Below are 25,850 nucleotides of genomic sequence, written 5' to 3'. Positions count from 1 at the left end.
TGTGGCGAGGGGGAGTTCAGACATGGAGTACACCGAGGAACTGGCCCGGCTCCTGATCGACCAGGAGCTCACCAGGGTCGAGGCCCGGCACGACTCGTACTACGCCGTGGCCACCGGCCTGAGCTCCTACGCCGACCTGATCGAGGGCAACGCGGGCGAGGCCAACCTCGCCGTCCAGCGGCTCCTGTCCACGGGCAGCGGAGAGGCGATGAACGCCCTCGCCACCCACTGGTCGAAGGTCCTCGGCCACGACGCGCAGTCGATGACGCAGGCGGCCCGGCTCGGCGCCAAGGCCGCGAACCGGATCGGCTACGCCATCGAGGCGGCCAAGGTCCAGAACCTCGAGATCGCCGTCGTCTGCGCGGCGGAGTGCGAGGCCGCCGTCGCCGGGAGCGTGATCACCTTCGGCGCCTCGCTGAGCATCGTCGAACCGGCCCTCGCCCTGGCCCGCGGCCGGTCCCAGAGCGCCGTCGACGGCTGCCACCGCCAGATCTTCTCCGACCTGGCCTCCCTCCGGAGCGACCCGTCCGTCGCCGCACTCCCCACGATCGTCACGGACCTGGCGTCGGGCGTCGGCGGGGGTACGGGATCGGGCGGCGGCCAGGACACCGGCCGCGCGTGGGGCGGCTCGGCCACCGACCCGGGCCGCGCCTGGGGCGGCTCGCTCCCCGCCCCGGGCACGGGCGGCACGACCCTCCGCGTCGACCACGCCGAGCACGAACGCGCCGCCGGGCGCCTCCGCGAGGTGGCCGTCGAGGTCTGGGGCACCACCGCCGGCACCATCCAGGGCTGCCAGGGCGACCACAACAACGCCGCCAACAGCGGCGCCCTCGGAGCCGCGGTCGCCGGCCTCCTCGGGCCGGTCCTGGAGGACCTGTCCCGCGCCACGACCGAGTTCGGCGCCCACCTGGACGGCGCGCTCGCCAACGCGATCGAGCAGATCTCCCTCGACCAGCAGTCCATGGACGACGGCCTCAAGCAGAAGATGTCGGAGCTGGACCGCTAGCTAGGCTGAGGACATGAACAGGAGAAGCGGTTCGTCACAGTCGTCCTCGCTGTCACTGTGGTCGCAGGGCTCGTTCCTGTCCGTCGGATCGGTCGGGTCGGCGCTGTCCGTGGGATCGGTGGGGTCCTTCCTCTCCGTCGGGTCGGTGGGTTCGGCGCTCTCCGTGGGGTCCGTCGGATCCTGGGCGAGCGTCGGGTCGGTGCTGTCCGCCCGGTCGGCGTGGTCGGTGATGTCGTACCGCTCGCGCTGCGGGGTGGTGGCGGCGGCCGGCACCGCCGCCCTGACCGCCGGCGCCCTCCTCGCGGCGCGCGCCCGGCGCTGACGGGCGCCGCGGAGGGCTCAGGTCCGGAGCTCCTCCGGGACGCCCGGGGTCAGGCGGCGGAGGCGGCCCGCGAGGTCCGGGGCCGCGAAGGCCTCCTCGATGCGCGCCGGGTCCTCGACGAAGTGGTCCCAGCCCTCGAAGTGGAGCGGGATCACCGTGCGCGCGCCGAGCTCGCGGGCGAGGGCGGCGCCCTCCCGCGCGCTCATCGAGAAGGCGCGGTCGCCGGTGGCCGGGAAGTGGGCGTCGCCGAGGTGGAGGAAGGCGATGTCCACGGGGAAGTGGTGGCCGATCGCCGCCAGGGCGTCGTGGCGGACGGTGTCCCCGGAGAGGTAGAGGTGGACCGTCGCGCCGTTCTCGTCCTCGTAGGCGAGGACGAAGCCCGTGACCGGGCCCGTCACCTGTTCCGTACCCTCCGGTCCGTGGCGCGCCGGGGTCGCGGTGACCGTGACCGTGGTGGCGCCCGCGGTGACCTTGCGGCTCTCCCAGGGGGCGAGCCCCTCCGCACGGCCGCCGAGGCGGTCGGCGGCCTCGGGGGTGGTGAGGACGGCGGAGGCCCGTTCGAGGACCTCGCGTCCGGTGTGGTCGAGGTTGTCGGCGTGCTGGTCGTGGGAGAGCAGCACCAGGTCGACGGGCGGCAGCCGGTCGGCGGTGAGCGCCGGGCCCGCCGTGCGGCGGAGGGGCCGGGCGGCCGGGTAGTCGGTGGGGGCGGGGTCGAAGGCGGGGTCCGTGAGGACGGTGAGGTCGCCGATCCGGAGGAGGACGGTGGCGGTGCCGATGTACGTCGCGGTGACCGCGACGGAGGGTGCCGGGGTGGCGTCGGCCGGGGCGGAGCCGGCCGGGATCGGGGTGTCCGTCATGACCGGGCCGTCGCCTTCGCCGTGTCGATCTTCTCCTGAAGGGCCGTCAGGAGGCCCCGGAGCAGCTCGATCGTGACCTCGTCCGTGAGCTGACCGGCCGCGTCGAAGCGCTCGTGCGAGCGGAAGACGTGGACCTCGGGCTTCACGACGACGTCGCTGTCCGTCCAGAGGAAGAGCTGCCGCAGCGCGAGCTGCGCGCGGACGGTGCCGAAGCTGGTGGGCGCGGCGCCGAGGATCGCGGTGGGCTTGCGGTGCAGGGGGAGGCCCTCGGTCTTGGTCCAGTCGGTGCTGAGCCAGTCGAGCGCGTTCTTGAGGACGCCGGGGACGCCGTAGTTGAACTCCGGGGTCGCGATGAGCAGGCCGTCCGCCTCCTCGACCCGTCGGCGGAGCTCCCGGACGGCGTCCGGGCGGCGCTCGGGGGTGTCGAGGTCCATGTCGTACGGCGGGATCGCGCGGAGGTCCTCGTAGATCTCGATCTCCTGGCCGGTGTTGAACTTCTGGGCGGCGTGGAGGAGTCGGGTGTTGTGGGAGTCGGCGCGGAGCGAGCCCGAGAGGGCGAAGATCTTCGACGCGGTCATGAGAACTCCTGGGAGAGGTGGGTCCGTTGGTCTCGACGACCACGAAGCTAAACCGTTCGGTTCAGTCTGTCAACAGAACGGTTCAGTCTTGACGGTAAACTGAATCGTGTAGTTCATTGATGGCATGGTTGTCGCCACCGCCGAACCGCGGTCCCTGGCCGCCCCCACGCCCTCCGGACCCCTCCTCGCCCTCCTCGCCGCGCCCGCCGCCATGGGCGTCTCCGGCCCGACCCTCGCCCTCCCCGAGGCCGCCCGCGCGCTCGCCGTCTCCCCCGGCGCCGCGGCCTGGCTGATGACGGCCTTCGGCATCGGCATGGCCGTCGGCACCCCCCTGCTCTCCGCCGCCGGCGGACGCCGCGGACCCTCCCGAACCGTCCAGGTCGGCGCGGCCCTCGTCCTCCTCGGCGCCGTCCTCGTCTGCCTCGCCCCGAACCTCCCCCTCACCGTCGCGGGCCGCGCCCTGGAAGCCGTCGGCGCGGCCGGACTCAACGTCGCCGCCTTCCAGTTCGCCGCCCGCGACGGCTCGGGCCGCGTGCCCGGGATCGTCGCGATCGGCAGCGCGGCCGGCGGAACGACGGGGGTCTTCGCGGGAGCCGCCGTCGCCGAGGTGCTCGGCTGGCGCTCGGCGCTCGTCCTGCCCGTGCTCGGCCTGCTCGCCGTCGGGGCGGTGCTGCGGGGCGACGGGTGGGGCCGGTCGGTGGACGGGCCCGCGCGCGAGGGGCGGCACCCCCGTACCGCACGCCTGCCCCTGGACGTCCTGCGCGCGCCGGGATTCCGCACCGCGGCCGGGCTCATGCTCGGCCTCGCCACCGTCAACTTCGCGATCCTGTACGGCGCTCCGCGACGCGTCGCCGACCTCACCGGCTGGGGCCCCACCGGCACGGGCGCGGCCGCCTCGGTCGCCGCCCTCCTCGGGGCGCTGCTCTCCTGGTGGCTGGTCCGCGCCGCGCCGGGACTCGGCACGCGCCGCGTACGGCTGATCCTCGCGGGCGGAGCCGCGGTGGCGGCGGCGCTGGCCGGCTTCGCGCCGTGGGCCGTCGCCGTCCTGGCCGGTTCGGCGGCGAGCTCGCTGGTCACCGCCGGGGGTCAGGGACTCCTCACGGGACCGGCGGCGGAGGGCCTGCCGGAGGAACGGCGGGGGACGGCGATCGGACTGTTCAACCTGGCGTTCCTGGTGGGCGTGGCGGTGGGGCCGGCGTCGGCGGAGGGGTTGCTGACGACAGGGACCTGACCTGACCCCGTACGGACACGGCCGACGCGAACGACACCGCACCGCACCGCACCGCAGTAGAAGACAGACCAAGGAGCACACGATGTCCCTCATCCAGCCCGGACAGCCCGGACGGCCCGCCCACCCCGCCTACCCCGCCCCCCGTTACCTCGGCGGCGACCAGGGTGAGATCAACGCCCGGTTCCGGCCCGCGTCCGCCGCGCCCGATCTCGTCTCGGGGACGGGGCCGGGGGCCACCACGTACCACTACCTGTCGACCTCGGCCTCGACCGACGGCGACTACGGGCTCTACCGCGTCGACATGGGGCCGCGGGCCGGCGGACCGAGCACGCACTTCCACAAGGCGATCTCGGAGGCGTTCTTCGTGCTCTCCGGCAGCGTGCGGCTGTTCGACGGCGAGCGGTGGGTCACGGCCCGGTCCGGCGACCACCTCCACGTGCCCGTCGGCGGCCTGCACGGTTTCCGCAACGACGCCGACGACCCGGCCTCGATGCTCATGCTCTTCGCGCCGGGCGCGCCCCGGGAGGAGTACTTCGAGGCGATCACGCGGCTGCCGGACATGAGCGACGAGGAGCGGCGGGAGTTCTGCGAGGCCCACGACAGCTTCTTCGTGTGAGAGGCTCCCCGAGCTTTGCAGACCGAACGGTTCAGTTCATACACTGGACGGCCCCCCTCCGCCTGACGACGTTAAGGAACCGCCCATGGGAGCCGAAGTCGACGAGTACGGCATCCCGATCATCCCGGACCCCGCCGACGCCGCCTCGCGCAAGCGCCAGGCCATCATCGACGCGGCCCTCGCCGAGTTCCTCGCGGAGGGGTACTCCGCGGCCTCCATGGACGCGATCACCCGGGCCTCCGGAGTCTCCAAGGCGACGATCTACAAGCACTTCGGCAGCAAGGAACGGCTCTTCCTCGCCGTCGTCGGCGGTGTCCTGCCGAAGACGTACGCGGACCTGGAGCCCTCCAACTCCACCCTCGCCGACGCCCCCGACCTGCGCGCCGCGCTCATCCGGCTCACCACCGACTGGGCTCGGATCCTGCTCCGCCCCGACATCATGTCGCTGCGGCGGCTCGTCATCGGCGAGATCGACCGCTTCCCGCAGCTCGGGCAGCTCTGGTACCGGGTCAGCTACGACATGAACAACGGCCCGCTCGTCGAGGCCTTCACCGAGCTGACCGAGCGCGGCACCCTCGCCGTCCCCGACGCGAAGCTCGCCGTGCAGCAGCTGGTGGCGACGACGGTGGGCGTGCCTCAGCTCGTCCACACCTTCGCGCCGGACGCGGAGGTCGACGACGCGGAGCTGACGCGGGTCATCAGCTCGGGAGTGGATCTGTTCCTGGCGCGGTACGCGACCTCCGCCTGACGCTCCTCACCCGGGCGAGGAGCAGCAGACCCGCCGCCCACGCGCCCGTCGTCAGGAGCTGCGTGCGGCTGGCGGCGTCGCCGAGCATGAACACCAGCACCCCGCCGATCCCCGCCAGCGCCACCCCGGCCCGTACGGAACGGCCGTGCACGCGCCAGTGGGAGGCGGCGATCAGCGCCCACACGACGAGGATCGCGGCGCCGATCGAGTTCAGCAGGAACGGGAAGACCGTCCGCGGCCAGAGCAGGCTGAGGACGACCGAGACGAAGCCGAAGGCGGCGGACGCGAGGACGGCGGCGAACGGGACGCCGGCGCGCAGCCGGGCGAGCGCGCGGGGCGCGTCGCCGCGGGCGACGAGGGCGTGGAGCATGCGGGAGGAACCGTAGATGTTCGCGTTCATCGCGGACAGCAGCGCGACGAGGACGACCGCCTTCATGAGGTCCTCGGCGCCGGGCACCCCGATCCGCCCCATGACGGCGGCGTACGGGCCGTCGGCGGTCACGGCGGGGTCGTTCCACGGGACGAGCGCCACGATGACCGCCATCGAGCCGAGGTAGCAGACGGCGACCCGCCACATCACGGCCCGCACGCCGCGCCGGACGGCGCGGACGGGGTCGTCGCACTCGGCGGCGGCGATCGTCACCGTCTCCAGGCCGCCGAAGGCGAAGACGGCGGCGACCGTGCCGACGGCGACGCCGTACCAGCCCTGGGGCAGGAAGCCGCCGTGGCCGAGGAGGTGCGAGGTCCCGGGCGAGCCCTGCCACGGCGGGAGACCGAGCAGCACCACGGCCCCGAGCACGAGGAACAGGCCGATCGCGGCGATCTTCAACCCGGCGAACCAGAACTCCAGTTCGCCGAAATGACGCACACCGGCGAGGTTGCTCGCGGTGAACAGGCTCATGAAGAGGGCCACCCAGGCCCAGCCGGGCACGCCCGGCACCCAGCCCTGGACGATGTGCGCCGCGCCGACCGCCTCGGCGGCGACGCTGACGACGAGCAGTGCCCAGTACATCCACCCGGCGAGCAGCCCCGCCCACGGCCCGAACGCCGAACGCGCGTGCTCGGCGAACGAACCGGAGACCGGGCGGGCGGCGGACATCTCGCCGAGCATCCGCATCACGAGGACGGTCAGGACGCCGGCGAAGGCGTACGAGACGAGGATGCCCGGCCCGGCGGCGGCGATGCCGAAGCCGGATCCGACGAAGAGCCCGGCGCCGATGGCGCCGCCCATGGCGATCATGGCGAGATGCCGCTGGCGCAGCCCCGTGCCGAGCGCATGCCGAACAACGTGGTCAGTCACGATTCCCCCGAATTGTCGTTGACGCGAGGGATCTTGACCGAAAAAGACCGCGAAAGGCAACCGTGGGCAGCGCTCCGTCACGCCACCAACCGCACGGCGAGAAAACAGATGAGTCCGCCGGAGGCGAGGGCCGTCACCAGCCTCCCCCGCGGGGAGGCGACGAGGTGCCCGAGCACGGTCCCGCCGGCGGCGAGGAGGAGCTGCCAACTCGCGGAGGCGGCGAAGGCGGCGGCGACGAAGACGGCGGCCTCGGCCGTCCCGGTGGTGGCGTGTCCGCCGAGGACGAGGGCGGTGAAGTACAGCACCGTCATGGGGTTGAGGACGGTGATGCCGAGGAAGGCGAGAAAGGACCGACGGGCCGAACCGCCGCCCCCATCGGCGGCGTCCTCCCCGCCTCCCGCGCGATGAGCGCGCAGGGCGGCCACGGAAGACCGCAGGGCAAGCGCGACGAGAACGCCGGCGGAAGCCCAACGCAGAGGCGTGGCAACAGGGTTGAGCAGCGGCACGAGGGCGGCCCCGCCGAGGACCGCGACCAGGGCGTAGACCCCGTCGGCGGTGGCGACGCCGAGGGCCGCGCCCACTCCCGTACGCCAGGGACCGCGGGCCGCGACCGCCACCAGGTGGGCGCCGACGGCGCCGACCGGGATCGCGATGCCGTAGCCGGCCAGCAGGCCGGCCACCACCGCGGCCGTCACGCGACGGCGGTGGTCGCGCCTCCGTGGGAACCGGGCTGCTGCTGTCGGCGGTAGGCCGAGCCGTCCTTCGTCCGGGCGAGGAAGCCGCCGATCACGAGATACCGTCGGAGGGCCGAGAAGTCCTCGTGCACGGTGAGGAGCGCCTCGTTGACCTCGCGCTCCCCGTACTCGCGGCCGTCCTCGAACAGCGACTCGGCGAGGTGCGCGAGAAGCGCCTCGCGGCGGGCGGGCTTGCGCGGGACCGCCTTGAGTCGCCCGTCGGCGGAGAACAGGTCCGCGACGGGGCGGATCCGGGAAGATTCACTGGTCATGGCCCCGAAGCCTGACGGCACCCCCGCCGCCCCCGCAAAGCATTTCCGGCCGCGCCCCTACCGGAGCTCGATGTTCACGGCCTCCTGCACCTTCGGGATGACCCGGGGCATGCCCCCGCGCTCGAAGATCGGCCGCGCGAGCTGCACGAAGGCGAGGAAGTCGTCCTCGGAGTCCCAGAAGTCCACGACCCGCCACCCCCCGGACCCGTCGGGCCCGGCTGCGTGCGCGATGAACCCCTGCGGCGGCCACCACTCGGCGGCGACGAGCTGCGCGTGCGTCTCCTCGTACTCGGCCTGGGTACGCCCGGGAATCTCGACGGTGACGATGACGGCCATGGGCCTGCTCCTGTACGTGGGGGGGGGAGGATCGACATCCCACCCAGCTCACCACCGGCCCCCTGGGCCCGCACCCTCACACGCCCCGAACGAGCGAGTCCCGCCCGGGACCCGTACCGCGCCGCGACTACGGCGCCACGGCGCCCCGGCCGGCTTCATCACACATCCACGAGACGGGCCTTGTCCCCGCACAGCGCTGCCAGGTCGTCGCGATCCGAGGTCAGGACGACGACGGGCCGCTGCTGCCGCATTGCGGTCTCCGCCACGGCCGCGTCGACGGCGTACTCGCGGCCGTGGAGACCTGCCTCGATCAGCAGGGCGGACGCCGCCCTCTCCTCCTCCTCTCCCACCGGCACCACCCGCACGCCGGACACACCCCCTCCGACGTACACGACCGGTCACTCTGTTCCGGCCCGTCGCCGACGAAGCCCTGTGCCCCGCACGCCTCGGGGGCACGCGGGGTCAGGTGGAGTGACGCGTCACGCCGGGAGCTTCTCGCTCTCCGCGGGGGCCTGAGCCGCCGCCTCCGCCGCCACCCTCTTGTCGCTCTTCATCACCAGGAGGGTGACCACCCCGCCCACCGCCGCGATGACCGCCGCGCCGGTGAACGCCGCCGAGAAGCCGTTCGTCAGTTCGGGGAGGTTGCCGAGCTGGTCGGCGCCCTGGGACATGGCGACGGCGGTGAGGGCGGCGAGGCCGAGGGCTGAGCCTACGTTGTAGGTGGTGTTGACGATGCCGGAGGCGAGGCCGGCCTGCTCCTGGGGGGCGCCGGACATCGCGGCGATCATCGCCGGGATGTAGGCGAGGGACATGCCGAGCGCGGCGACGAGCGAGGCCGGGAGGACGTCGACCAGGAAGGTGCCGGTCGGCGGCACGGCGGCGAGCCAGACCAGGCCGGCCGCGAGGACGAGGAGGCCGGTGCCGACGAGCCGCTTCGCGCCGACCTTCGCCATCAGGCGGGCGGTGACGGCCGTCATGAAGATCATGAGCAGGACGGTCATCGGCAGCAGCGCGGCGCCGGAGGCGAAGGCACCGTAACCGAGGACCTGCTGGAGGTACAGGTTGAGGAAGTACCACATCGGGATCCACGCGGCGCCGAGGAGCGTCATCGCGAGGTTGGCGGAGCCGAGGCGCGGGACCCGCCAGATGGCGAGCGGCATGAGGGGCTCGCGCACGGACTTCTGGAGGAGGAGGAAGAGGGTCAGGAGGGCTGCCGCGCCCGCCAGTTGGAGGATCGTGGCGGTCGAGCCCCATCCCGTCTCGGGGGCGCGGACGACCGCGAAGACGGCGAGGGCGAGACCGGCGGTGACGGCGACGGCGCCGAGGACGTCGACGGAGCCGCGGCGGGCGGCGACGTCGGGGAGGAGCCGGGTGGCGGCGAGGGTCGCGAGGCCGATCGGGATGTAGATGACGAACACCCACTGCCAGGCCGCCCACTCGGTGAAGACGCCGCCGAGGAAGACGCCCGCGGTGCCGCCGGCGGGGGCCGCGGCACCGTAGAGGGCCATGGCCTTGCCGAGCTCCTTCGGGTCGTGCATGAAGAGCATCATGAGCAGGGTCATGGCGGAGGGGGCGATGAGCGCGCCGCCGACGCCCTGGACGGCGCGGCCGGCGATCTCGACCCAGGCGGTCTGCGCGGCGGCGGCGAGGACGGAGCCGCCGATCATGACGGCCCAGCCGGTGACGAAGATCCTGCGGGCTCCGAGGAGGTCGGAGAGGCGTCCGCCGAGGAGCAGGAGACCGCCGAAGACGACGACGTAGGCGTTGAAGACCCACTGGAGCTCACCCTGGGTGAAGCCGAGGTCCTTCTGCATCTCGGGGAGCGCGACGCCGATGATCGAGGTGTCCATGATGACCATGAACTGCGCGGCGGCGAGCACGGTCAGTGCCCACCAGCGCCGGGGGTTGACGGTTGACGACATGAGCCGGCCCTTCGCTCGCTCCTTGATACCCCTGGGGGGTATCCCGTGCGGAGGAAGGTAGCATACCCATGGGGGGTATTTAAGGGGGGTGAGGTGCGGCAAGACGGCCGGGGCGCGGCGGGGCAGCGCTCCGGCCCCGGGGCACAATGCGTCCATGACCGCCGAGGACCCCACGCACCCGGACCTGCTCCAGCGCTGGAACGCCACCCTGCTCGCGGCCCGGGCCGGCCGCGAGGGGCCCGACCCCGCCCCGTACGGCCACAACCTGCTCGCCCGCTGGGCCGAGCCGCAGCGCGCGTACCACACGGTCGACCACCTGCGGGCCGTCCTGGACCGCGTCGACGAACTGGTCGACCAGGGCGGGGAGGGCGGCGAGCTGGAACTCGTACGCCTGGCCGCCTGGTTCCACGACGCGGTCTACCGGCCCGACCGCTCCGAGAACGAGGAGCGGTCCGCGGCCCTCGCGGAGAAGGCCCTGACGGAGGCGGGCCTGACCGGGCACGAGGTCCGCGAGGTCGCGCGACTCGTCCGCCTCACGGTCACCCACGACCCGGCACCCGGCGACCTCAACGGCGAGACGCTCTGCGACGCGGACCTGGCGATCCTCGCGACGGACCCCGACACCTACCGGGGGTATGCGGAAGCGGTCCGCACCGAGTACGCCTTCGTGCCCGACGAGGCCTTCCGCGAGGGCCGGGCCGCCGTCCTCCGCCAACTGCTTTCCCTGCCACGGCTGTTCAGGACGCCGTACGGAGCTGCCGCCTGGGAGGAGCGGGCGCGGGAGAACCTGGAGCGGGAGCTCCGGGAGCTCACCGGGGCCTCCTGAGGCCCCGCGGCCGCCCCCGTCTCACATCCCGAGACATTCCCGGCACATTCCCGGCACATTCCCGGCGCAGGGAATGTCAGGCACAAACCACCCGTTGACGCATGTCATGCCGCCTTCCTCTGCCGAGCCCGGTCCGCCCTCCTCCCCCGCCCGCATGCCCCTGGCCGTCCACATCCTCGGCCTCGCCGTCTTCGCGCTCGGCACGAGCGAGTTCATGCTGTCCGGGCTCCTCCCGCCCATCGCGGAGGACATGGACGTCTCCATCCCCCAGGCCGGGCTCCTCATCTCCGCCTTCGCCATCGGCATGGTCGTCGGGGCGCCGCTCCTCGCCGTCGCCACGCTGCGGCTGCCCCGCAAGACGACGCTCGTCGCGCTCATCACCGTCTTCGGGCTCGGCCAGATAGCCGGGGCGCTGGCGCCCTCGTACGAGATCCTCTTCGCGTCCCGCGTGGTCAGCGCGTTCGCGTGCGCCGGGTTCTGGGCCGTCGGCGCGGCCGTCGCCATCGCGATGGTGCGGGAGAACCAGCGGGCCCGCGCCATGGCCGTCATGATCGGCGGGCTCTCGATCGCCAACGTCCTCGGCGTCCCCGCCGGTGCCTTCCTCGGCGAGCACCTCGGCTGGCGCTCCGCCTTCTGGGCCGTCGCCGCCGCCTCCGCCGTCGCCCTCGTCGGCGTCGTGACCCGCATCCCCCACATCCCGCTGCCGGAGACGAAGCCCCGCCTCAAGCGGGAGCTCACCATCTACCGCGACCGGCAGGTCCTGCTCTCGATCGTCGTCACCGCGCTCGCCGCCGGTGGCGTCTTCTGCGCCTTCTCGTACCTCGCCCCGCTCCTCACCGACGTCTCCGGCCTCGCCGACGGCTGGGTCTCCGGCGTCCTCGGGCTCTTCGGCGTCGGCGCGCTCGTCGGCACGACGATCGGCGGCCGGGTCGCCGACGCGCACCTCTTCGGCGTCCTGCTCAGCGGCATCACCGCCTCGACGGTCTTCCTCGTCGCCCTGGCCCTCCTCGCGCCCAGCCCGGCGGCCACGATCGCCCTGACCTTCCTCCTCGGCGTCTCCGCGTTCTACACGGCCCCCGCGCTCAACGCCCGCATGTTCAACGTCGCCGGTGCCGCCCCGACCCTCGCGGGCGCCACCACGACCGCCGCGTTCAACCTCGGCAACACCGGCGGGCCCTGGCTCGGCGGCACGGTGATCGACGCGGGCCTCGGCTACACCGCCACCGCCTGGGCGGGTGCCGCCATGACCGTCACCGCCCTCGCCGTCACCTTCCTCGCGCTACGGCTCACGAAGCGGCCGTCCCGCGTGGTCGCCTCGGGCGCGGCGCCTGCGGGAGAGCGTTTCGGCCGATCGACGGAAACGGCGGCGGCGTCCCGCACGCGTGCCCTACCTTGAGTGATCCGTGCACGCATCCGGGGGGATCACCGCCGCCGTGGAACAGCTGACGGGGGAGGACCCCGCGCACATAGGGCCCTATCGGCTCATCGCTCGCCTCGGCGCGGGCGGTATGGGGCTGGTCTATCTCGGGCGGAGCGACCTCGGCCGTACCGTCGCCGTCAAGGTCGTCCAGGCCGAGCACGCGCAACACCCCGAGTTCCGGCGGCGGTTCGCGCGCGAGGTGGCCGCCGCGCGGCGGGTCGGCGGGGACTGGACCGCCGCCGTCCTCGACGCCGACACCGAGGCAGCCGTGCCGTGGGTGGCGACCCGGTACATCCCCGGGCCCGACCTCACCGGCGTCGTCGCCCGGGACTTCGGGCCGCTGCCCGAACACTCCGTCCGCACCCTCGCCAACCGGCTCGCCCTCGCCCTCCAGGCCGTGCACGGCGCCGGGATCATCCACCGCGACCTGAAGCCGTCGAACGTCCTCGTCACCGTCGACGGCCCCCGCGTCATCGACTTCGGCATCGCGCGCGCGATGGACGGCCTCGCCGGGGACAGCCTGCACACCCGCACCGGCATGCTGATCGGCTCGCCCGGCTTCATGTCCCCCGAGCAGGTGCGCGGGCTCGAACTCACCCCCGCTTCCGATGTGTTCTGCCTGGGCGCGCTCCTCGTGTACGCCGCCACGGGCCGGCTCCTCTTCGGCGCCACCGACACCGGGCTCAACGCCCACCTCTTCCGCGTCGCCGAGGAGGAGGCTGACCTGACCGGCGTACCGGATTCCCTCCGCGACCTCGTACGGGCCTGCCTGGAGAAGGACCCGGCCAGGCGGCCGACGCCGAGTGACGTCGCCGCGCGGACCGCGGCGGTCGCCGGGGAGGGCGAGTGGCTTCCCGGGGCCGTACTCGCGCAGCTCGGACGGCGGGCGGCGCACCTGCTGGACTACGCGCCCGCCGGACCGGCCGTCGCGGTGACGCCCCCCGCGCGCGCCGCCGTGCCCGCCGCTCCCGTCGTGCCCGTCGCTCCCGCCGCGCCCGTCGTGACCGCCACCGTCCCGCCCCCTCCCGCGTACGCGCCCACCGCTCCCGCGTACGCCCCCGCCGGCTCGTCCCCGCCCGGCCTGGTCGCGCTCGCCTTCGCACAGCTCATCGTCCTCGTCGAGGCGGGGTTCGCGGGTACGGCGATGATCTGGCGCGGCGCGAACTACGACCTGGGACTCCCCGGCAACGAGATGGAGCTGTCGGACACCGTCTACCTGGACCTCGCGCCCTGCCTCTATCCGCTCGCGTTCCTCCTCGTCCTGCCCTTCGCCCCCGGGCTCGCGGGCCGTCTCGGGCACAGACGCCTGCTGCTGTCCGGCCTGGCCGGCTTCGCCGTGGCGGGCGCGCTCGGCGGGAGCGCCGCCGGTTCCGGCACCTGGATGACGGCCCGCGTGCTCCAGGGCCTCTTCGCAGCCGTCGTGACGGGGTCCGTGCCCGGTCTGCTGCGCTCCCTCACCGGCCCCCGCAAGGCCTTCGGCACGTACGCCGCCGTCGCGGGCCTCGGCCCCGTGCTCGGCATGCTGCTGACGTGGCTGCTGCCGTGGGGGTGGGAGTGGCGCTGGTGGATGTACGCCACCGTCCCGCTCGCCCTCGTCGCCACGGCCCTCGTCGCGACCCGGGCCCCCGACCCCGGCAGGCTCCGCACGCCCACCGACGGACCCGGGGTGCTGCTCGGCTCCCTCGGCGCCCTCGCCGTCAGCAGCGCCGTACCGTACTTCACCGGCGGCGAGTACCTGCCGGTCGCCGCCGCCGTCCTGCTCGCGGCCCTCGCCTGGCGGCAGACCCTCCTGCCGGGCGGCCCCCCACGGGCCCCGCTCGGCGTCCTGTGCGCGGTGGCGGCGGCCGGCGGGGCGCTGGCGTTGCTGTTCGTGTGGTCGGGGAACTACCTGTACTAAGAGGAGGACCGTCCGTACTTCGGGCGCCGCAGCCCCGCCTCCGTCAGGCGGCGGAGGAGTTCCTTCGAGCCGACCTCGACCGCGCCGCCCGCGACCGCGTCCGCGTAGCGGTCCGACGGGATGTCGTAGTGGTCGCGGTCGAAGGCGCGCGGCGGGGCGCCGATCGAGGCGGCGAAGGCGTGCAGCTCCTCGAAGGAGGCGTCGCTGACCAGGTGCGACCACATGCGGCCGTGGCCCGGCCAGGTCGGCGGGTCGATGTAGAGAGTCACAGCGCCGGTATCCCTCTCACGTCAGGCCGCCCACCGGGGCGACCACCACTCCCTGCTTCCCGCACACCCAGTGCGGGTCCGGGCCCAGTTCCGGTTCCACGTCCAGGGCGTGCGGGTCTCCCGAGGAGCAGACCGGGCACAGGGGCCAGCGGCCGTACCGTTCGAGCAGGGCGTCCTGGACGTCCTGGGCGACGAGCCCGGCGACGTACTCCGTGCCCTCCGGCCACTGCTCGACCCACCAGCGCCGGTGGGTCACCGCGTCCTCCACCAACGACACGACCTCGGCGGCGGCCACGTCCCGTGCCACCAGGTCGGCCAGTACCAGCGCGCGGGCGGCGTGCAGCGCCTGTTCGACGGGGTCGATCGCATCCATGCACTCATTGTCTCCCGCGCCCGCGAAAGGACGAAGGTCCCCTCCGTTTCCGGGACCTACTCGGGACCGTAGAGGTCTTGTCGGCCCCGCGCGACCGAAAGTATCTTTCAGATGTGACCAATGAAGTGAAGGAAACTTTCAGGAGCGACGCTCCGCCCGCGCCCGCCGCCCTCGCGGCGAAGGTGCGGACCCTCGCGCCCTCCATGACCCGCTCGATGCAGCGGGTCGCCGAAGCCGTCGCCGGAGACCCGGCCGGCTGCGCCGCCCTCACGGTCACCGGCCTCGCCGAGCTCACCGGGACGAGCGAGGCGACCGTCGTCCGGACCGCCAGGCTCCTCGGCTACCCCGGCTACCGCGACCTCCGGCTCGCACTCGCCGGCCTCGCCGCCCAGCAGCAGTCCGGCCGCGCGCCCGCCGTCACCGCCGACATCGCGGTCGACGACCCGGTCGCCGACGTCGTCGCCAAGCTCGCCCACGACGAGCAGCAGACCCTCGCCGACACCGCCGCCGGACTCGACACCGTCCAGCTCGGCGCCGCCGTCGCCGCCCTCGCCACCGCCCGCCGCGTCGACGTCTACGGCGTCGGGGCCTCCGGCCTCGTCGCCCAGGACCTCGCGCAGAAGCTGCTCCGGATCGGCCTGATCGCGCACGCGCACAGCGACCCGCACCTGGCCGTCACCAACGCCGTGCAGCTCCGCTCCGGCGACGTCGCCATCGCCATCACCCACTCGGGTTCGACCGGCGACGTCATAGAACCGCTGCGGGTGGCCTTCGACCACGGCGCGACGACGGTCGCGATCACGGGCCGCCCGGACGCGCCGGTGACGCAGTACGCCGACCACGTCCTGACCACCTCGACCGCCCGCGAGAGCGACCTCCGCCCCGCGGCCATGTCGTCCCGCACCAGCCAACTGCTGGTCGTGGACTGCCTGTTCACCTGTGTCACCCAACGTACGTACGAGACGGCGGCCCCTGCCCTCGCCGCCTCGTACGAAGCCCTCGCCCACCGCCACTCCCCCCGGACCCGCTGACCCCCCACGCACCAGCCTCAGCCGCCGAGACACCGACGTCGACGCATCGAAAGAGCACCCCATGTCCACTTCCACGCCCTCCTCCACGTACTCCGAACTCCGCGCCCAGCTCGCCACCCTGAGCACCGAGGCCTTCCGCCCCGAGCTCGCCGAGATCGACCGGCTGTCCACGCTGGAGATCGCCCGGACGATGAACGGCGAGGACCAGGCCGTCCCCGTCGCCGTCGCCCGCGAGCTGCCCGCCATCGCCGCCGCGATCGACGCCACCGCCGAACGCATGGCCCGCGGCGGCCGGCTGGTCTACATGGGCGCGGGCACGGCGGGCCGGCTCGGCGTCCTGGACGCCAGCGAGTGCCCGCCGACCTTCAACACCGCCCCCTCCGAGGTCGTGGGCCTCATCGCGGGCGGCCCGTCCGCCATGGTGAAGGCCGTCGAAGGCGCCGAGGACTCCAAGGAGCTCGCGGTCGAGGACCTGACGGCGCTCGGCCTGACCGCCGACGACACCGTGGTCGGCATCTCCGCCTCCGGCCGCACCCCGTACGCCATCGGGGCCGTCGAGCACGCCCGTACCGTCGGCGCGCTCACCATCGGCCTCTCCTGCAACGCGGACAGCGCGCTCGCCGCCGCCGCCGAGCACGGCATCGAGGTCGTCCCCGGTCCCGAGCTCCTCACCGGCTCGACCCGGCTCAAGGCGGGTACGGCCCAGAAGCTCGTCCTCAACATGATCTCGACGATCACCATGATCCGACTGGGCAAGACCTACGGGAACCTCATGGTCGACGTCCGCGCCTCCAACGAGAAGCTCCAGGCCCGCTCGCGGCGGATCGTCGCGCTGGCCACCGGCGCGCCGGACGAGCAGATCGAGAAGGCCCTCGCCGCCGCCGACGGGGAGGTGAAGAACGCGATCCTCATGATCCTCGCCGACGTCGACGCCCCCACCGCCGCCGCCCGGCTGACCGACTCCCAGGGCCATCTGCGCGCAGCGCTGCACGCAGCCGGCTGACGTCGCCCGCGCCGCCCCCCACCCCCGTACAGCAAGGCCACCGCACCATGAGCACAGACGACAAGAACCGCGCCATCGCCGCCGCGATCCTCCCCCTCGTCGGCGGCGCCGAGAACATCAGCTCCGTAGCCCACTGCATGACCCGCCTCCGGCTCGGCCTGCGGGACCGCTCGCTCGTCCAGGACGAGGCCCTCAAGGCCCTGCCCGACGTGATGGGTGTGGTGGAGGACGAGACGTACCAGATCGTCCTGGGCCCCGGGAAGGTCGCCCGTGTGACCCCGGAGTTCGAGGCCCTGGTGGCCGAGGCGCCGAAGGCCGAGCCCGCCCCCTCGGGCTCGGGCTCCGGCTCCGGCTCCGACGACCTCGCCGCGCAGGGCGCCGCGATGAAGGCCGCGCAGAAGCAGAAGAACGCGACGCCGTTCAAGCTCTTCCTGCGCAAGATCGCGAACATCTTCGTCCCGCTGATCCCCGCCCTCATCGGCTGCGGCATCATCGCCGGCCTCAACGGCCTCCTGATCAACCTCGGCTGGCTGCCCGGCGTCACCCCGGCGCTCGCCGCCATCGCGAGCGGATTCATGGCCCTCATCGCGGTCTTCGTCGGCTACAACACGGCGAAGGAGTTCGGCGGTACGGCGATCCTCGGCGGCGCGGTCGCGTCCATCATCGTCTTCGCGGGCGTCGCGAAGATCGACGTCTTCGGCCAGACGCTCTCCCCCGGCCAGGGCGGTGTGCTCGGCGCGCTCGGCGCGGCGGTGCTCGCGGTGTACGTCGAGAAGTGGTGCCGGCGCTGGGTGCCGGAGGCCCTGGACGTCCTGGTCACCCCGACGCTGACGGTCCTCATCTCGGGCCTGGTCACGATCTACGGCCTGATGTTCGTCGCCGGTGAGATCTCCACGGCGATCGGCGACGCGGCCAACTGGCTCCTCGCGAACGCGGGCGCCGGCGCGGGCTTCCTCCTCGGCGGCCTGTTCCTCCCGCTCGTCATGCTCGGCCTGCACCAGGCGCTCATCCCGATCCACACCACGCTCATCGAGCAGCAGGGCTACACGGTCCTCCTCCCCATCCTCGCGATGGCGGGTGCGGGCCAGGTCGGCGCGGCCATGGCCGTCTACCTCAAGCTCCCCCGCAACGGCTCCATCCGCCGCACCATCAAGTCCGCCCTCCCGGCCGGCTTCCTGGGCGTCGGCGAGCCCCTGATCTACGGCGTCTCGCTCCCGCTCGGCCGCCCGTTCGTCACGGCCTGCGTCGGCGGCGCGTTCGGCGGCGGCTTCATCGGCCTGTTCAGCATGCTGGGCGACTCGGTCGGCTCCACCGCGATCGGCCCGTCGGGCTGGGCGCTCTTCCCCCTCCTCGACGGCGACAAGGGCCTCGGCACGACGATCGCGATCTACGCGGGCGGCCTGCTGGTCGGCTACGCGGTCGGCTTCCTGGCCACCTACTTCTGGGGCTTCAACAAGGAACTCCTGGAGGAGTTCAACGTGGACACGGAGGCCGCCCAGCCGGCCCCGGCCGTGACCCCGACGGGAACGACGGGAACGACGGGAACGACGGAGGCCCCGGGGACCCCGGAGACGAAGCCGGAGCCGGTGAAGGTCTGACACACGGCGGTACGGGAAAGGGCCCGGCGGCAGACGGCCGCCGGGCCCTCGCGCGTCCCCTCCTACCGGCAGGGCCTCCTACCGGCAGAGCACGTCCGCCGTCGGGCGGACGCCTTCCGTCAGGTAGCGGGTGACCGCGCGGTCGCCGCAGGGGTTGCCGTTGCCGAGGTAGACGCCGTGGCCGCCGTGGTCGACGGTGACGAGGCGGGCGCGGTCGCCGAGGGCGGCGCGCATCCTCAGGCCGTTGGCGTAGGGGGTCGAGGGGTCGCGGAGGTTCTGGATCATCAGGATGTTCGACGGGCCCCGGTCCGTGATCCGGACCGGCTTCTCGACCGCGCCGCCCTTCCAGAAGGAGCAGGGCGTGATGTTCGCCGGCATGCCGGCCGTCAGCGGGTGGCGGGCGCGGTCGGCGGCGACCGCGCGCTCGTACGCCGGGACCGACGCCGGCCAGTTCACGTCGTTGCAGATCACGCCGACCGTCACGGCCGCAGCGTCGTCCGGCATCGCGCCCGCCAGCTCGCGCGGCAGGACCGGCTTGCCGTCCGGGACGGAGGCGTCCGCCACGAGGCGGGCGAAGGCGGGGAAGCCGGCGTCGGAGTACAGGGCCTGCTGGAGCGCCTGGAGCAGCATCGCCCCCGTGAGCGGGACCCCCGGCGTCTCCGGCGTACCGGTGCCGGTGCCGGTGCCGCTGCCCGTGCCGGTCCCGGTGCCGGTGCCGGTGCCCGTGCCCGTGCCCGGGAGGACCGTGGCGTGCGGCTCGCGGTCCAGGCGGGCCGCCAGGGCCAGGACCCGGCCCCGTACGTCCTCGGGTCGCTCCGCGAGCCGGAGGCCCTCGCCCGCCCGGTCCGGGTGCGCCGCCCAGGCGGCGAAGTCCGGGAAGCGGTCCTCCGCGCCCCGGGCCATGCCCTCCAGCCAGCCGCGCGCGACCCGCTTCGGGTCGGGGTCGTTGCTGCTGTCCAGGACCCAGCGGTCGGTCCGCTCCGGGTACTTCTCCGCGTACGCGGCCGCCGCGTACGTCCCGTACGACACGCTCCACGCCGACAGCTTCCGCTCGCCGAGCGCCTGCCGCAGCCGGTCCAGGTCCCGGACCTCGTTGGCGGTCGTCAGGCCGCGGAGCATCGCGCCGCCGTTGCGGGCGCAGGCCTCCGCGATCCGCTTCGACCGGGCGACGTTCGCGTCGATCCCGCCGTCCCCGCCCGGCCACGACCGCAGCGTCACCATCCACCGGTCGCCCTCGTCGAGCCCGCACCGCGCCTTCGCCGAGCCGCCGATCCCGCGCGGGTCGAACGCCACCAGGTCGTACGCCCCGGCCGTCTCCCGCTCCAGCGCCGCGCCCTTCTGCGCGAGCCGCTGCACCCCCGAGCTCCCGGGCCCGCCCGGGATCACCATCAGCACCCCGCGCCGGGCCTCGGGCCGCGTGCTCGGCAGCCGGGACACCGCGAGCCCGATCCGCTCGCCCTCGGGATCGGCGTAGTCCAGGGGTACGGAGAGGGTGGCGCACTCCTGGCCCGGCAGCGGCCGCACGGAGGGCGCGCACGCGCCCCACGCGAGTCCGGAGTCCGTCGCCGGACCGGCCGCCCCCGCGGGACCGGCGAGCGCGACGCCCGCGACGGCGGTGGCGGACAGGGCGAGGAGGAGGGCCTTGCGACCACGGTTCGTTGTCATGCGCACAGCCTTCCGGAACGGGCGTCCGCACCCCATCCGGCAGGCACGCGGGCGGAGGGTGGGGGCAACCCCCGTGCGGGCGTGGGCCGTTCCGGCGCGCGGGACGCAGAACTCGATGGCGCTCCGCAAGGCCCTGAGAGATCATCCGCCCCATGAGCACCACCGAACCCATCGAACCCATCGAACCCACCGGTACCGCCGCTGCCCGCCCCGCCGCCTCCTCCGGCACCTGGCTCCTCGGCGGTGACCTCCCCGTCCGCCGCATCGGCTTCGGCTCGATGCGGCTCCCCCAGCGCGGCGAAGCCCTCGTCGAGCACGCCGTCCCCCGGGACCGCGACAGCGCGATCGCCGTCCTCCGCAAGGCCGTCGAGCTCGGCGTGAACCACATCGACACGGCCGCCTTCTACTTCTCGCCGCTGCGCTCCGCCAACGAGCTCATCAACACGGCCCTCGGCGGCCCCTACCCGGACGACCTCGTCATCGCCACCAAGGTCGGCCCCGCCCGCGACGCCACCGGCGCCTGGGCGGAGCACGCGCGCACCCCCGCCGCGCTCCGCGCGCAGGTCGAGGAGAACCTGCGCCAGCTCGGCCGCGACCACCTCGACCTCGTCAACCTCCGCGTCCTCGGCACGGACTCGGTCGCCGAGCGCTTCGGCGCCCTCGCCGAGCTCCGCGAGGCCGGCCTCATCCGCCACCTCGGCCTCTCCAACATCACCCCCGCGCACCTCGCGGAGGCGCAGGCCATCGCCCCCGTCGCCTGCGTGCAGAACATGTACGGGATCGGCGTCCGCCCCGAGTACGCGGACTTCGTCCGGCACTGCGGCGACCAGGGCATCGCCTTCGTCCCCTTCTACGCCATCGCCGCCGCGGGCCGGCAGGGCGGGGCCACGGCCGCCGAGCGGGACGAGGTCCTCGCCGTCGCGAAGGCCCACGGCGCCGACCCCGCCCAGGTCCGCATCGCCTGGACCCTCCACCAGGGCCCGCACGTCCTCGCCATCCCCGGCACGGGCGACCCGGACCACCTCGCGGCGAACGTCGCCGCCGGCGCGCTCACCCTCACCCCGGAGGACCTGGCACTCCTGGACACCGCCCACCACGAAGCCGCGTAGGCGGGGAGAACGGGCCGCCTCCCTACACTCCACTCCCATGACGACCACGACCTCCGCCCTCGCCGCCGACCTGGCGCCCACCGGCACCCTCCGCGCCTCCGTCAACCTCGGGAACCCCGTCCTCGCCCAGGGCACCCCCGACGCGCCCTCCGGCATCACGGTCGACCTCGCGCGGGAGATCGGGGCGCGCCTCGGGCTCCCCGTGGAGCTGCTCTGCTTCGACGCGGCGCGCAAGTCGTTCGACGCGATGGCGGAGGGGCGGGCCGACCTCTGCTTCCTCGCCGTGGACCCGGCGCGCGAGAAGGAGGTCGCGTTCACGGCCCCGTACGTCGTCATCGAGGGCGTGTACGCCGTCCCGCGCGACTCGGCGCTCACCACCGTGGACGAGGTGGACGCCCCCGGCGTCCGCATCGGTGTGAAGCGGGGATCGGCCTACGACCTGTTCCTGTCCCGCTCCCTCGCCCACGCGACCGTCGTGCGCGGCGAGGAGGGCGTGGACGTGTTCCGCGCCGAGGGCCTGGAGGCGGGCGCGGGCATCCGGCAGCCGATGACGGCGTACGCCGCCGCCCACGCGGAGCACGTACGCCTCGTCGAGGGCCGCTTCATGGAGATCCGCCAGGCGGTCGGCACGACCGTCGGCCGCGCCCCCGGGACCGTCGCCTTCCTGCGCGACACGGTCGAGGAGCTGAAGGCGAACGGCTTCGTCGCCGACGCCCTCCGCCGCGCCGGCCAGGACCCGGCGCTCGTGGCCCCGTAGCCGGTCGAGAAAGGCCGCCGGGCGGGGTCCGAAAGGGCCCCTTCCCGGCCTCCCAGGGGGTCTTGGCGGGGGGCCGCACCCTCCTCGCGCCCGCGGGGTCCACCCCTCGCCGCACCGGCCGCCCACGCCCCGCACAGACCCTCACCACACCACTCCCGACCTGCGATTTCTTCCCCAACCCTCCTATCCTGGGAACCTACTTGGAGGGGGATATCCGTGGACCTCAACAGCCTCCCGAACCGTGACATCCGCACGGTCGAGGACGTCCTGAGCCTGCTCGACGGGCTCTTCGCCCCCAGCGCCGTCCGGTGGTCGGAGGACGGCGCCGACTGGTGGGACGGCTTCTACGCGGACCGGGACCGGTCGGTTCCGTTCTTCGTCGCCAAGCCGGACGAGAACCTCGTCTCGTACCGGGAGAGGGGGCTCCTCCCGGAGGACGGGAAGGTCCTCGACCTGGGGTGCGGGCCGGGGCGCAACACCCGGTACCTCGCCTCGCTGGGGTACGAGGTCGACGCGGTCGACCTCTCCGCCACCGCACTCGCCTGGGCCGAGGAGCGCACCCGCGAACTCGGCACGGAGAACGTCCGGTTCGTGCACGGGAACGCCTTCACCAGCACCGAACTCGACGGTCCGTACGACCTCGTCTACGACTCCGGCTGCTTCCACCACCTGCCCCCGCACCGCCGCGTCAGCTACCTCGCGCTCCTCGACCGCGTCCTCGCGCCCGGCGGGCACTTCGCGCTCACCGCGTTCGCCGCGGGCGAGGGCGGCATGGGCTCCGAGCTGCCGGACGCCGACTTCTACCGGAAGGGCCGGCTGGACGGTGGACTCGCCTTCACCGACGACGAGTTGCGCGGACTCTTCGCCGACCTGACGGAGGTCGAGATCCGGCGCATGCGCGACGAGCCGGCGGAGTCGGGGCGCTTCGGGGAACCCTTCCTGTGGACGGGGCTCTTCCGCCGCTGACCCCGGCCGCCGACCCCGGCCACCGTCGCCGACCCCCGGCCGCCTTCCAAGATCATCTCGGGTGCACAATGGCCGCATGTCAAAGACGACTAACAGCCCCAACGCCCCGAAAACGGCCACCCTCGACGACGCCGCCTCCGTCAGCCGCCCGCTGGCCCGCGCCTTCCACGACGACCCGATGATGGCGTTCTTCTTCCCCGACGCGGACACCCGCGAGGAGACGCTCGCCCGCTACTTCGGCACCCTCTTCACCCGCCAGTACGCCCAGAACGCCGTCTGCGAACTCACCGAGTCCGCGGCGGCGTTCTGGGTTCCGGCCGAGGCCGCCGAGAAGGCCGCGCCCGACGCCGGGACCATCGCCGAACTGACCGCCATCCTCGGCGACCGCGCACCCCTCTTCGGCGAGGCCGTCGCCGCCTCCGAGGCCCACACCCCGAAGGAGCCGCACTGGTTCCTGGCCGTCATAGGCGCCGACCCGGCCGCCCAGGGCCAGGGCCACGGCGCCGCGCTCCTGCGCTCCGGCCTCGCCCAGGCCGACGCGGCGGGCCTGCCCGTCTACCTGGAGTCCTCGAAGGAGAGCAACCTCCCCTTCTACGCGCACTTCGGCTTCGCCGTGCGCGAGGAGCTCCGCCTGCCCGGCGGCGGCCCGAAGCTGTGGTCGATGTGGCGCGAGGCCCGCCGGCCGTAGCCTCAGGCCTCCCCCTTCAGATACGCCGCGAGCCGGTCGTACTGCTCCCGTACGCCCGCCTCCATCCCCGCCGCGAGCGCCTGGTCCCTGATCTCGTTCGAGGGCCAGACCGACGTGCTGGTCAGCGCCGTCCCGCCGTCGGGGGTCGCGTCGAAGGTGAGGGTGACGCGGACCGGCTCCGCGTCCGGCATCTGCTCGAAGACCTCCGTGTAGTCGAGCCGCTCGACGGGGACGACCTCCTCGTACGTACCGGAGAAGACGATCTCCTGTCCGTCCGGGGCGGTCTGCCCCCAGCGCCAGGCGCCGCCCGCCCGCAGGTCGACGTCGACGACCGTCGTGGTCAGCGCCGTGGAGCCGTACCACTCCCGCACCTGCTCGGGGCGCGTCCACGCCTCCCAGAGGCGGCCCGGCGGGGCGTCGAAGGTGCTGGTGACGACCAGCTCCCGGTCGGACGGTGTCGTCAGCAGCGTGACCATGACACGGATCCCTTCCCGAGGCGCGTACACCTCCAGGATCCACTGAACGCCCGAGGGCGGCACCCCCTGTGGGAGTGCCGCCCTCGGTCCTGGTCCCGCGAGGGACCGTGTCCTGCGATGAACGTCCGATCCGTCAGGATCAGAAGTCCATGTCACCGCCCGGCATGCCGCCGCCGGCGGGCGCGCCCGCCTTCTCCGGCTTGTCGGCGATGACGGCCTCGGTGGTGAGGAACAGCGCGGCGATCGACGCGGCGTTCTGCAGCGCGGAGCGCGTGACCTTCGCCGGGTCGATGATGCCCTCGGCGATGAGGTCGACGTACTCGTTGGTCGCGGCGTTCAGGCCGTGGCCGACGGGCAGGTTGCGGACCTTCTCCGCCACGACGCCACCCTCGAGACCGGCGTTGACGGCGATCTGCTTCAGCGGGGCCTCGAGGGCCAGCTTCACGATCGCGGCGCCCGTGGCCTCGTCGCCCGAGAGGTCGCCCTCGAGCTTCTCGAAGACCGAGGAGGCCTGGAGCAGGGCGACGCCACCGCCGGCGACGATGCCCTCCTCGACGGCCGCCTTCGCGTTGCGAACGGCGTCCTCGATGCGGTGCTTGCGCTCCTTGAGCTCGACCTCGGTCGCGGCACCGGCCTTGATGACGGCCACGCCGCCGGCCAGCTTCGCGAGGCGCTCCTGGAGCTTCTCGCGGTCGTAGTCCGAGTCGGAGTTCTCGATCTCGGCGCGGATCTGGTTCACGCGACCGGCGACCTGCTCGCTGTCACCGGCACCGTCGACGATGGTGGTCTCGTCCTTGGTGATGACGACCTTGCGGGCGCGGCCCAGCAGGTCGAGGCCCGCGTTCTCCAGCTTGAGGCCGACCTCCTCGGAGATGACCGTGCCGCCGGTGAGGATGGCGATGTCGTTCAGCATGGCCTTGCGACGGTCGCCGAAGCCCGGGGCCTTGACCGCGACGGACTTGAAGGTGCCGCGGATCTTGTTGACGACCAGGGTCGACAGGGCCTCGCCCTCGACGTCCTCGGCGATGATCAGCAGCGGCTTGCCCGACTGCATGACCTTCTCCAGGAGCGGAAGGAGGTCCTTCACGGAGGAGATCTTGGAGTTGACGATGAGGAGGTACGGGTCGTCGAGGGACGACTCCATGCGCTCCATGTCGGTGGCGAAGTACGCCGAGATGTAGCCCTTGTCGAAGCGCATGCCCTCGGTGAGCTCCAGCTCCAGACCGAAGGTCTGGGACTCCTCGACGGTGATGACGCCTTCCTTGCCGACCTTGTCCATCGCCTCGGCGATGAGCTCGCCGATCTGGGTGTCGGCGGCGGAGATGGAGGCCGTGGAAGCGATCTGCTCCTTGGTCTCGACATCCTTCGCCTGCTCGAGCAGGGCGCCGGAGACGGCCTCGACGGCCTTCTCGATGCCGCGCTTGAGGGCCATCGGGTTGGCACCGGCGGCGACGTTGCGGAGGCCCTCGCGGACGAGAGCCTGGGCGAGGACGGTGGCGGTGGTCGTACCGTCGCCGGCGACGTCGTCCGTCTTCTTGGCGACTTCCTTGACCAGCTCGGCGCCGATCTTCTCGTACGGGTCCTCGAGCTCGATCTCCTTGGCGATGGAGACACCATCGTTGGTGATCGTGGGGGCGCCCCACTTCTTCTCGAGGACGACGTTGCGGCCCTTGGGGCCGAGGGTGACCTTGACGGCGTCAGCGAGCTGGTTCATGCCGCGCTCGAGACCGCGCCGGGCCTCCTCGTCGAACGCGATGATCTTGGCCATGTGAAGTGGTCCTCCCGGACATGGGGTGGATAACGCTCCAGGACCGCGCCGACGCCCGCGACGGACGGCCTCCGTGACTCCG

At 73.3% G+C, this 25,850-nt stretch carries 27 protein-coding genes and 1 pseudogene; 15 read left to right on the top strand and 13 right to left on the bottom strand.

From position 1 onward, the window contains the following. Positions 1-22: 22 nt before the first annotated feature. Together AB0G79_RS03750 and AB0G79_RS03745 are read left to right on the top strand one after the other, a co-directional pair. The gene (locus tag AB0G79_RS03750; protein WP_360799587.1) at positions 23-1,006 is read left to right on the top strand and encodes a hypothetical protein; all 984 of its coding nucleotides are present in this window, start codon (positions 23-25) and stop codon (positions 1,004-1,006) included. Positions 1,007-1,019: 13 nt separating this feature from the next. Then, the gene (locus tag AB0G79_RS03745; protein ID WP_360799585.1) at positions 1,020-1,328 is read left to right on the top strand and encodes a hypothetical protein; all 309 of its coding nucleotides are present in this window, start codon (positions 1,020-1,022) and stop codon (positions 1,326-1,328) included. Positions 1,329-1,345: 17 nt separating this feature from the next. Here the strand turns inward: AB0G79_RS03745 and AB0G79_RS03740 are convergent, their stop codons facing one another. Further along, on the bottom strand, positions 1,346-2,185 hold the full coding sequence (locus AB0G79_RS03740) for an MBL fold metallo-hydrolase (protein WP_360799583.1): 840 nt from the start codon (positions 2,183-2,185) through the stop codon (positions 1,346-1,348). After that, complete coding sequence (locus AB0G79_RS03735) at positions 2,182-2,763, bottom strand: NADPH-dependent FMN reductase (RefSeq protein ID WP_360799580.1); 582 nt, start codon at positions 2,761-2,763, stop codon at positions 2,182-2,184. The genes AB0G79_RS03740 and AB0G79_RS03735 overlap by 4 nt, the downstream gene beginning before the upstream one ends. Positions 2,764-2,887: 124 nt before the next feature. Here AB0G79_RS03735 and AB0G79_RS03730 point away from each other — a divergent pair, with 124 nt between their 5' ends. The 3 genes from AB0G79_RS03730 (at position 2,888) to AB0G79_RS03720 (ending at position 5,358) form a co-directional block, all read left to right on the top strand. Then, positions 2,888-3,994: an MFS transporter gene (locus AB0G79_RS03730; RefSeq protein WP_360799577.1), complete on the top strand. Its 1,107-nt coding sequence runs from the start codon at positions 2,888-2,890 to the stop codon at positions 3,992-3,994. Positions 3,995-4,076: 82 nt separating this feature from the next. Beyond that, complete coding sequence (locus AB0G79_RS03725; RefSeq protein ID WP_360799574.1) at positions 4,077-4,610, top strand: cupin domain-containing protein; 534 nt, start codon at positions 4,077-4,079, stop codon at positions 4,608-4,610. 85 nt (positions 4,611-4,695) lie between these two features. After that, positions 4,696-5,358, top strand: coding sequence for a TetR/AcrR family transcriptional regulator (locus AB0G79_RS03720; protein ID WP_360799571.1), 663 nt, complete (start codon positions 4,696-4,698; stop codon positions 5,356-5,358). On the opposite strand, the gene AB0G79_RS03715 is transcribed toward AB0G79_RS03720, so the two are convergent. From AB0G79_RS03715 to AB0G79_RS03690, 6 genes and pseudogenes are all read right to left on the bottom strand, one after another. Continuing rightward, complete coding sequence (locus tag AB0G79_RS03715; protein WP_360800568.1) at positions 5,309-6,598, bottom strand: amino acid permease; 1,290 nt, start codon at positions 6,596-6,598, stop codon at positions 5,309-5,311. The two genes, AB0G79_RS03720 and AB0G79_RS03715, sit on opposite strands and share 50 nt — an antisense overlap. A gap of 137 nt (positions 6,599-6,735) precedes the next feature. After that, positions 6,736-7,353 (bottom strand): LysE family transporter, encoded by a 618-nt coding sequence (locus AB0G79_RS03710; RefSeq protein ID WP_360799568.1) that lies wholly within the window; start codon positions 7,351-7,353, stop codon positions 6,736-6,738. Continuing rightward, a complete protein-coding gene (locus tag AB0G79_RS03705) occupies positions 7,350-7,664 on the bottom strand; it encodes a DUF2087 domain-containing protein (RefSeq protein WP_360799565.1) in 315 nt (104 codons plus the stop codon). The genes AB0G79_RS03710 and AB0G79_RS03705 overlap by 4 nt, the downstream gene beginning before the upstream one ends. 57 nt (positions 7,665-7,721) lie before the next feature. Further along, the gene (locus tag AB0G79_RS03700; protein WP_360799562.1) at positions 7,722-8,000 is read right to left on the bottom strand and encodes a hypothetical protein; all 279 of its coding nucleotides are present in this window, start codon (positions 7,998-8,000) and stop codon (positions 7,722-7,724) included. A gap of 158 nt (positions 8,001-8,158) precedes the next feature. Further along, positions 8,159-8,374 (bottom strand): annotated as a pseudogene (locus tag AB0G79_RS03695) (DNA-binding protein); the annotation flags it as partial. A gap of 105 nt (positions 8,375-8,479) precedes the next feature. Beyond that, complete coding sequence (locus AB0G79_RS03690) at positions 8,480-9,922, bottom strand: MFS transporter (RefSeq protein ID WP_360799559.1); 1,443 nt, start codon at positions 9,920-9,922, stop codon at positions 8,480-8,482. A 154-nt stretch (positions 9,923-10,076) separates the two neighbouring features. On the opposite strand from AB0G79_RS03690, the gene AB0G79_RS03685 reads away from it, so the two are divergent. The 3 genes from AB0G79_RS03685 to AB0G79_RS03675 all read left to right on the top strand — a co-directional run bounded on the left by AB0G79_RS03685 (position 10,077) and on the right by AB0G79_RS03675 (position 14,065). Then, the gene (locus AB0G79_RS03685) at positions 10,077-10,748 is read left to right on the top strand and encodes a hypothetical protein (RefSeq protein ID WP_360799556.1); all 672 of its coding nucleotides are present in this window, start codon (positions 10,077-10,079) and stop codon (positions 10,746-10,748) included. Between the two features lie 154 nt (positions 10,749-10,902). Then, positions 10,903-12,144, top strand: coding sequence for a Cmx/CmrA family chloramphenicol efflux MFS transporter (locus tag AB0G79_RS03680; RefSeq protein WP_360800565.1), 1,242 nt, complete (start codon positions 10,903-10,905; stop codon positions 12,142-12,144). A 37-nt stretch (positions 12,145-12,181) separates the two neighbouring features. Continuing rightward, entirely contained in the window at positions 12,182-14,065 is a 1,884-nt protein-coding gene (locus AB0G79_RS03675; protein ID WP_360800562.1) for a bifunctional serine/threonine protein kinase/MFS transporter, read from the top strand. Here AB0G79_RS03675 and AB0G79_RS03670 read toward each other — a convergent pair. Both AB0G79_RS03670 and AB0G79_RS03665 read right to left on the bottom strand, forming a co-directional pair. Further along, complete coding sequence (locus AB0G79_RS03670) at positions 14,062-14,334, bottom strand: DUF4031 domain-containing protein (protein WP_360799553.1); 273 nt, start codon at positions 14,332-14,334, stop codon at positions 14,062-14,064. The two genes, AB0G79_RS03675 and AB0G79_RS03670, sit on opposite strands and share 4 nt — an antisense overlap. Before the next feature lie 16 nt (positions 14,335-14,350). Further along, positions 14,351-14,707, bottom strand: coding sequence for a hypothetical protein (locus AB0G79_RS03665; protein ID WP_360799550.1), 357 nt, complete (start codon positions 14,705-14,707; stop codon positions 14,351-14,353). A 113-nt stretch (positions 14,708-14,820) separates the two neighbouring features. Between AB0G79_RS03665 and AB0G79_RS03660 the strand changes: the two genes are divergently transcribed. From AB0G79_RS03660 to AB0G79_RS03650, 3 genes are all read left to right on the top strand, one after another. Next, the gene (locus AB0G79_RS03660; RefSeq protein ID WP_360799547.1) at positions 14,821-15,738 is read left to right on the top strand and encodes a MurR/RpiR family transcriptional regulator; all 918 of its coding nucleotides are present in this window, start codon (positions 14,821-14,823) and stop codon (positions 15,736-15,738) included. Positions 15,739-15,799: 61 nt separating this feature from the next. After that, complete coding sequence (murQ, locus tag AB0G79_RS03655; protein WP_360799544.1) at positions 15,800-16,741, top strand: N-acetylmuramic acid 6-phosphate etherase; 942 nt, start codon at positions 15,800-15,802, stop codon at positions 16,739-16,741. A 47-nt stretch (positions 16,742-16,788) separates the two neighbouring features. Further along, entirely contained in the window at positions 16,789-18,339 is a 1,551-nt protein-coding gene (locus tag AB0G79_RS03650; RefSeq protein WP_360799541.1) for a PTS transporter subunit EIIC, read from the top strand. Between the two features lie 78 nt (positions 18,340-18,417). Here AB0G79_RS03650 and AB0G79_RS03645 read toward each other — a convergent pair whose 3' ends face one another. Then, entirely contained in the window at positions 18,418-20,004 is a 1,587-nt protein-coding gene (locus AB0G79_RS03645; RefSeq protein ID WP_360799538.1) for an alpha/beta hydrolase, read from the bottom strand. Positions 20,005-20,156: 152 nt separating this feature from the next. On the opposite strand from AB0G79_RS03645, the gene AB0G79_RS03640 reads away from it, so the two are divergent. From AB0G79_RS03640 to AB0G79_RS03625, 4 genes are all read left to right on the top strand, one after another. Beyond that, positions 20,157-21,113 (top strand): aldo/keto reductase, encoded by a 957-nt coding sequence (locus AB0G79_RS03640; RefSeq protein WP_360799535.1) that lies wholly within the window; start codon positions 20,157-20,159, stop codon positions 21,111-21,113. A 37-nt stretch (positions 21,114-21,150) separates the two neighbouring features. Next, positions 21,151-21,870 carry a transporter substrate-binding domain-containing protein gene (locus tag AB0G79_RS03635; protein ID WP_360799532.1) on the top strand — a complete coding sequence of 240 codons (720 nt, stop codon included), beginning with the start codon at positions 21,151-21,153 and terminating at the stop codon, positions 21,868-21,870. Positions 21,871-22,086: 216 nt separating this feature from the next. Next, complete coding sequence (locus AB0G79_RS03630) at positions 22,087-22,836, top strand: class I SAM-dependent methyltransferase (protein ID WP_360799529.1); 750 nt, start codon at positions 22,087-22,089, stop codon at positions 22,834-22,836. Between the two features lie 76 nt (positions 22,837-22,912). Beyond that, the gene (locus AB0G79_RS03625) at positions 22,913-23,524 is read left to right on the top strand and encodes a GNAT family N-acetyltransferase (RefSeq protein WP_360799526.1); all 612 of its coding nucleotides are present in this window, start codon (positions 22,913-22,915) and stop codon (positions 23,522-23,524) included. A 2-nt stretch (positions 23,525-23,526) separates the two neighbouring features. On the opposite strand, the gene AB0G79_RS03620 is transcribed toward AB0G79_RS03625, so the two are convergent. Both AB0G79_RS03620 and groL read right to left on the bottom strand, forming a co-directional pair. Further along, positions 23,527-24,000: an SRPBCC domain-containing protein gene (locus tag AB0G79_RS03620; protein ID WP_360799523.1), complete on the bottom strand. Its 474-nt coding sequence runs from the start codon at positions 23,998-24,000 to the stop codon at positions 23,527-23,529. Positions 24,001-24,139: 139 nt separating this feature from the next. Beyond that, positions 24,140-25,768 carry a chaperonin GroEL gene (gene groL, locus AB0G79_RS03615; RefSeq protein ID WP_360799520.1) on the bottom strand — a complete coding sequence of 543 codons (1,629 nt, stop codon included), beginning with the start codon at positions 25,766-25,768 and terminating at the stop codon, positions 24,140-24,142. Between the last annotated feature and the right edge of the window lie 82 nt (positions 25,769-25,850).

Source organism: Streptomyces sp. NPDC020807, assembly GCF_040641575.1.
Taxonomy (GTDB): Bacteria; Actinomycetota; Actinomycetes; order Streptomycetales; family Streptomycetaceae; genus Streptomyces.
Note: the sequence above shows the minus strand (reverse complement) of the source record. Positions and strands in the feature narration are given on the sequence as shown.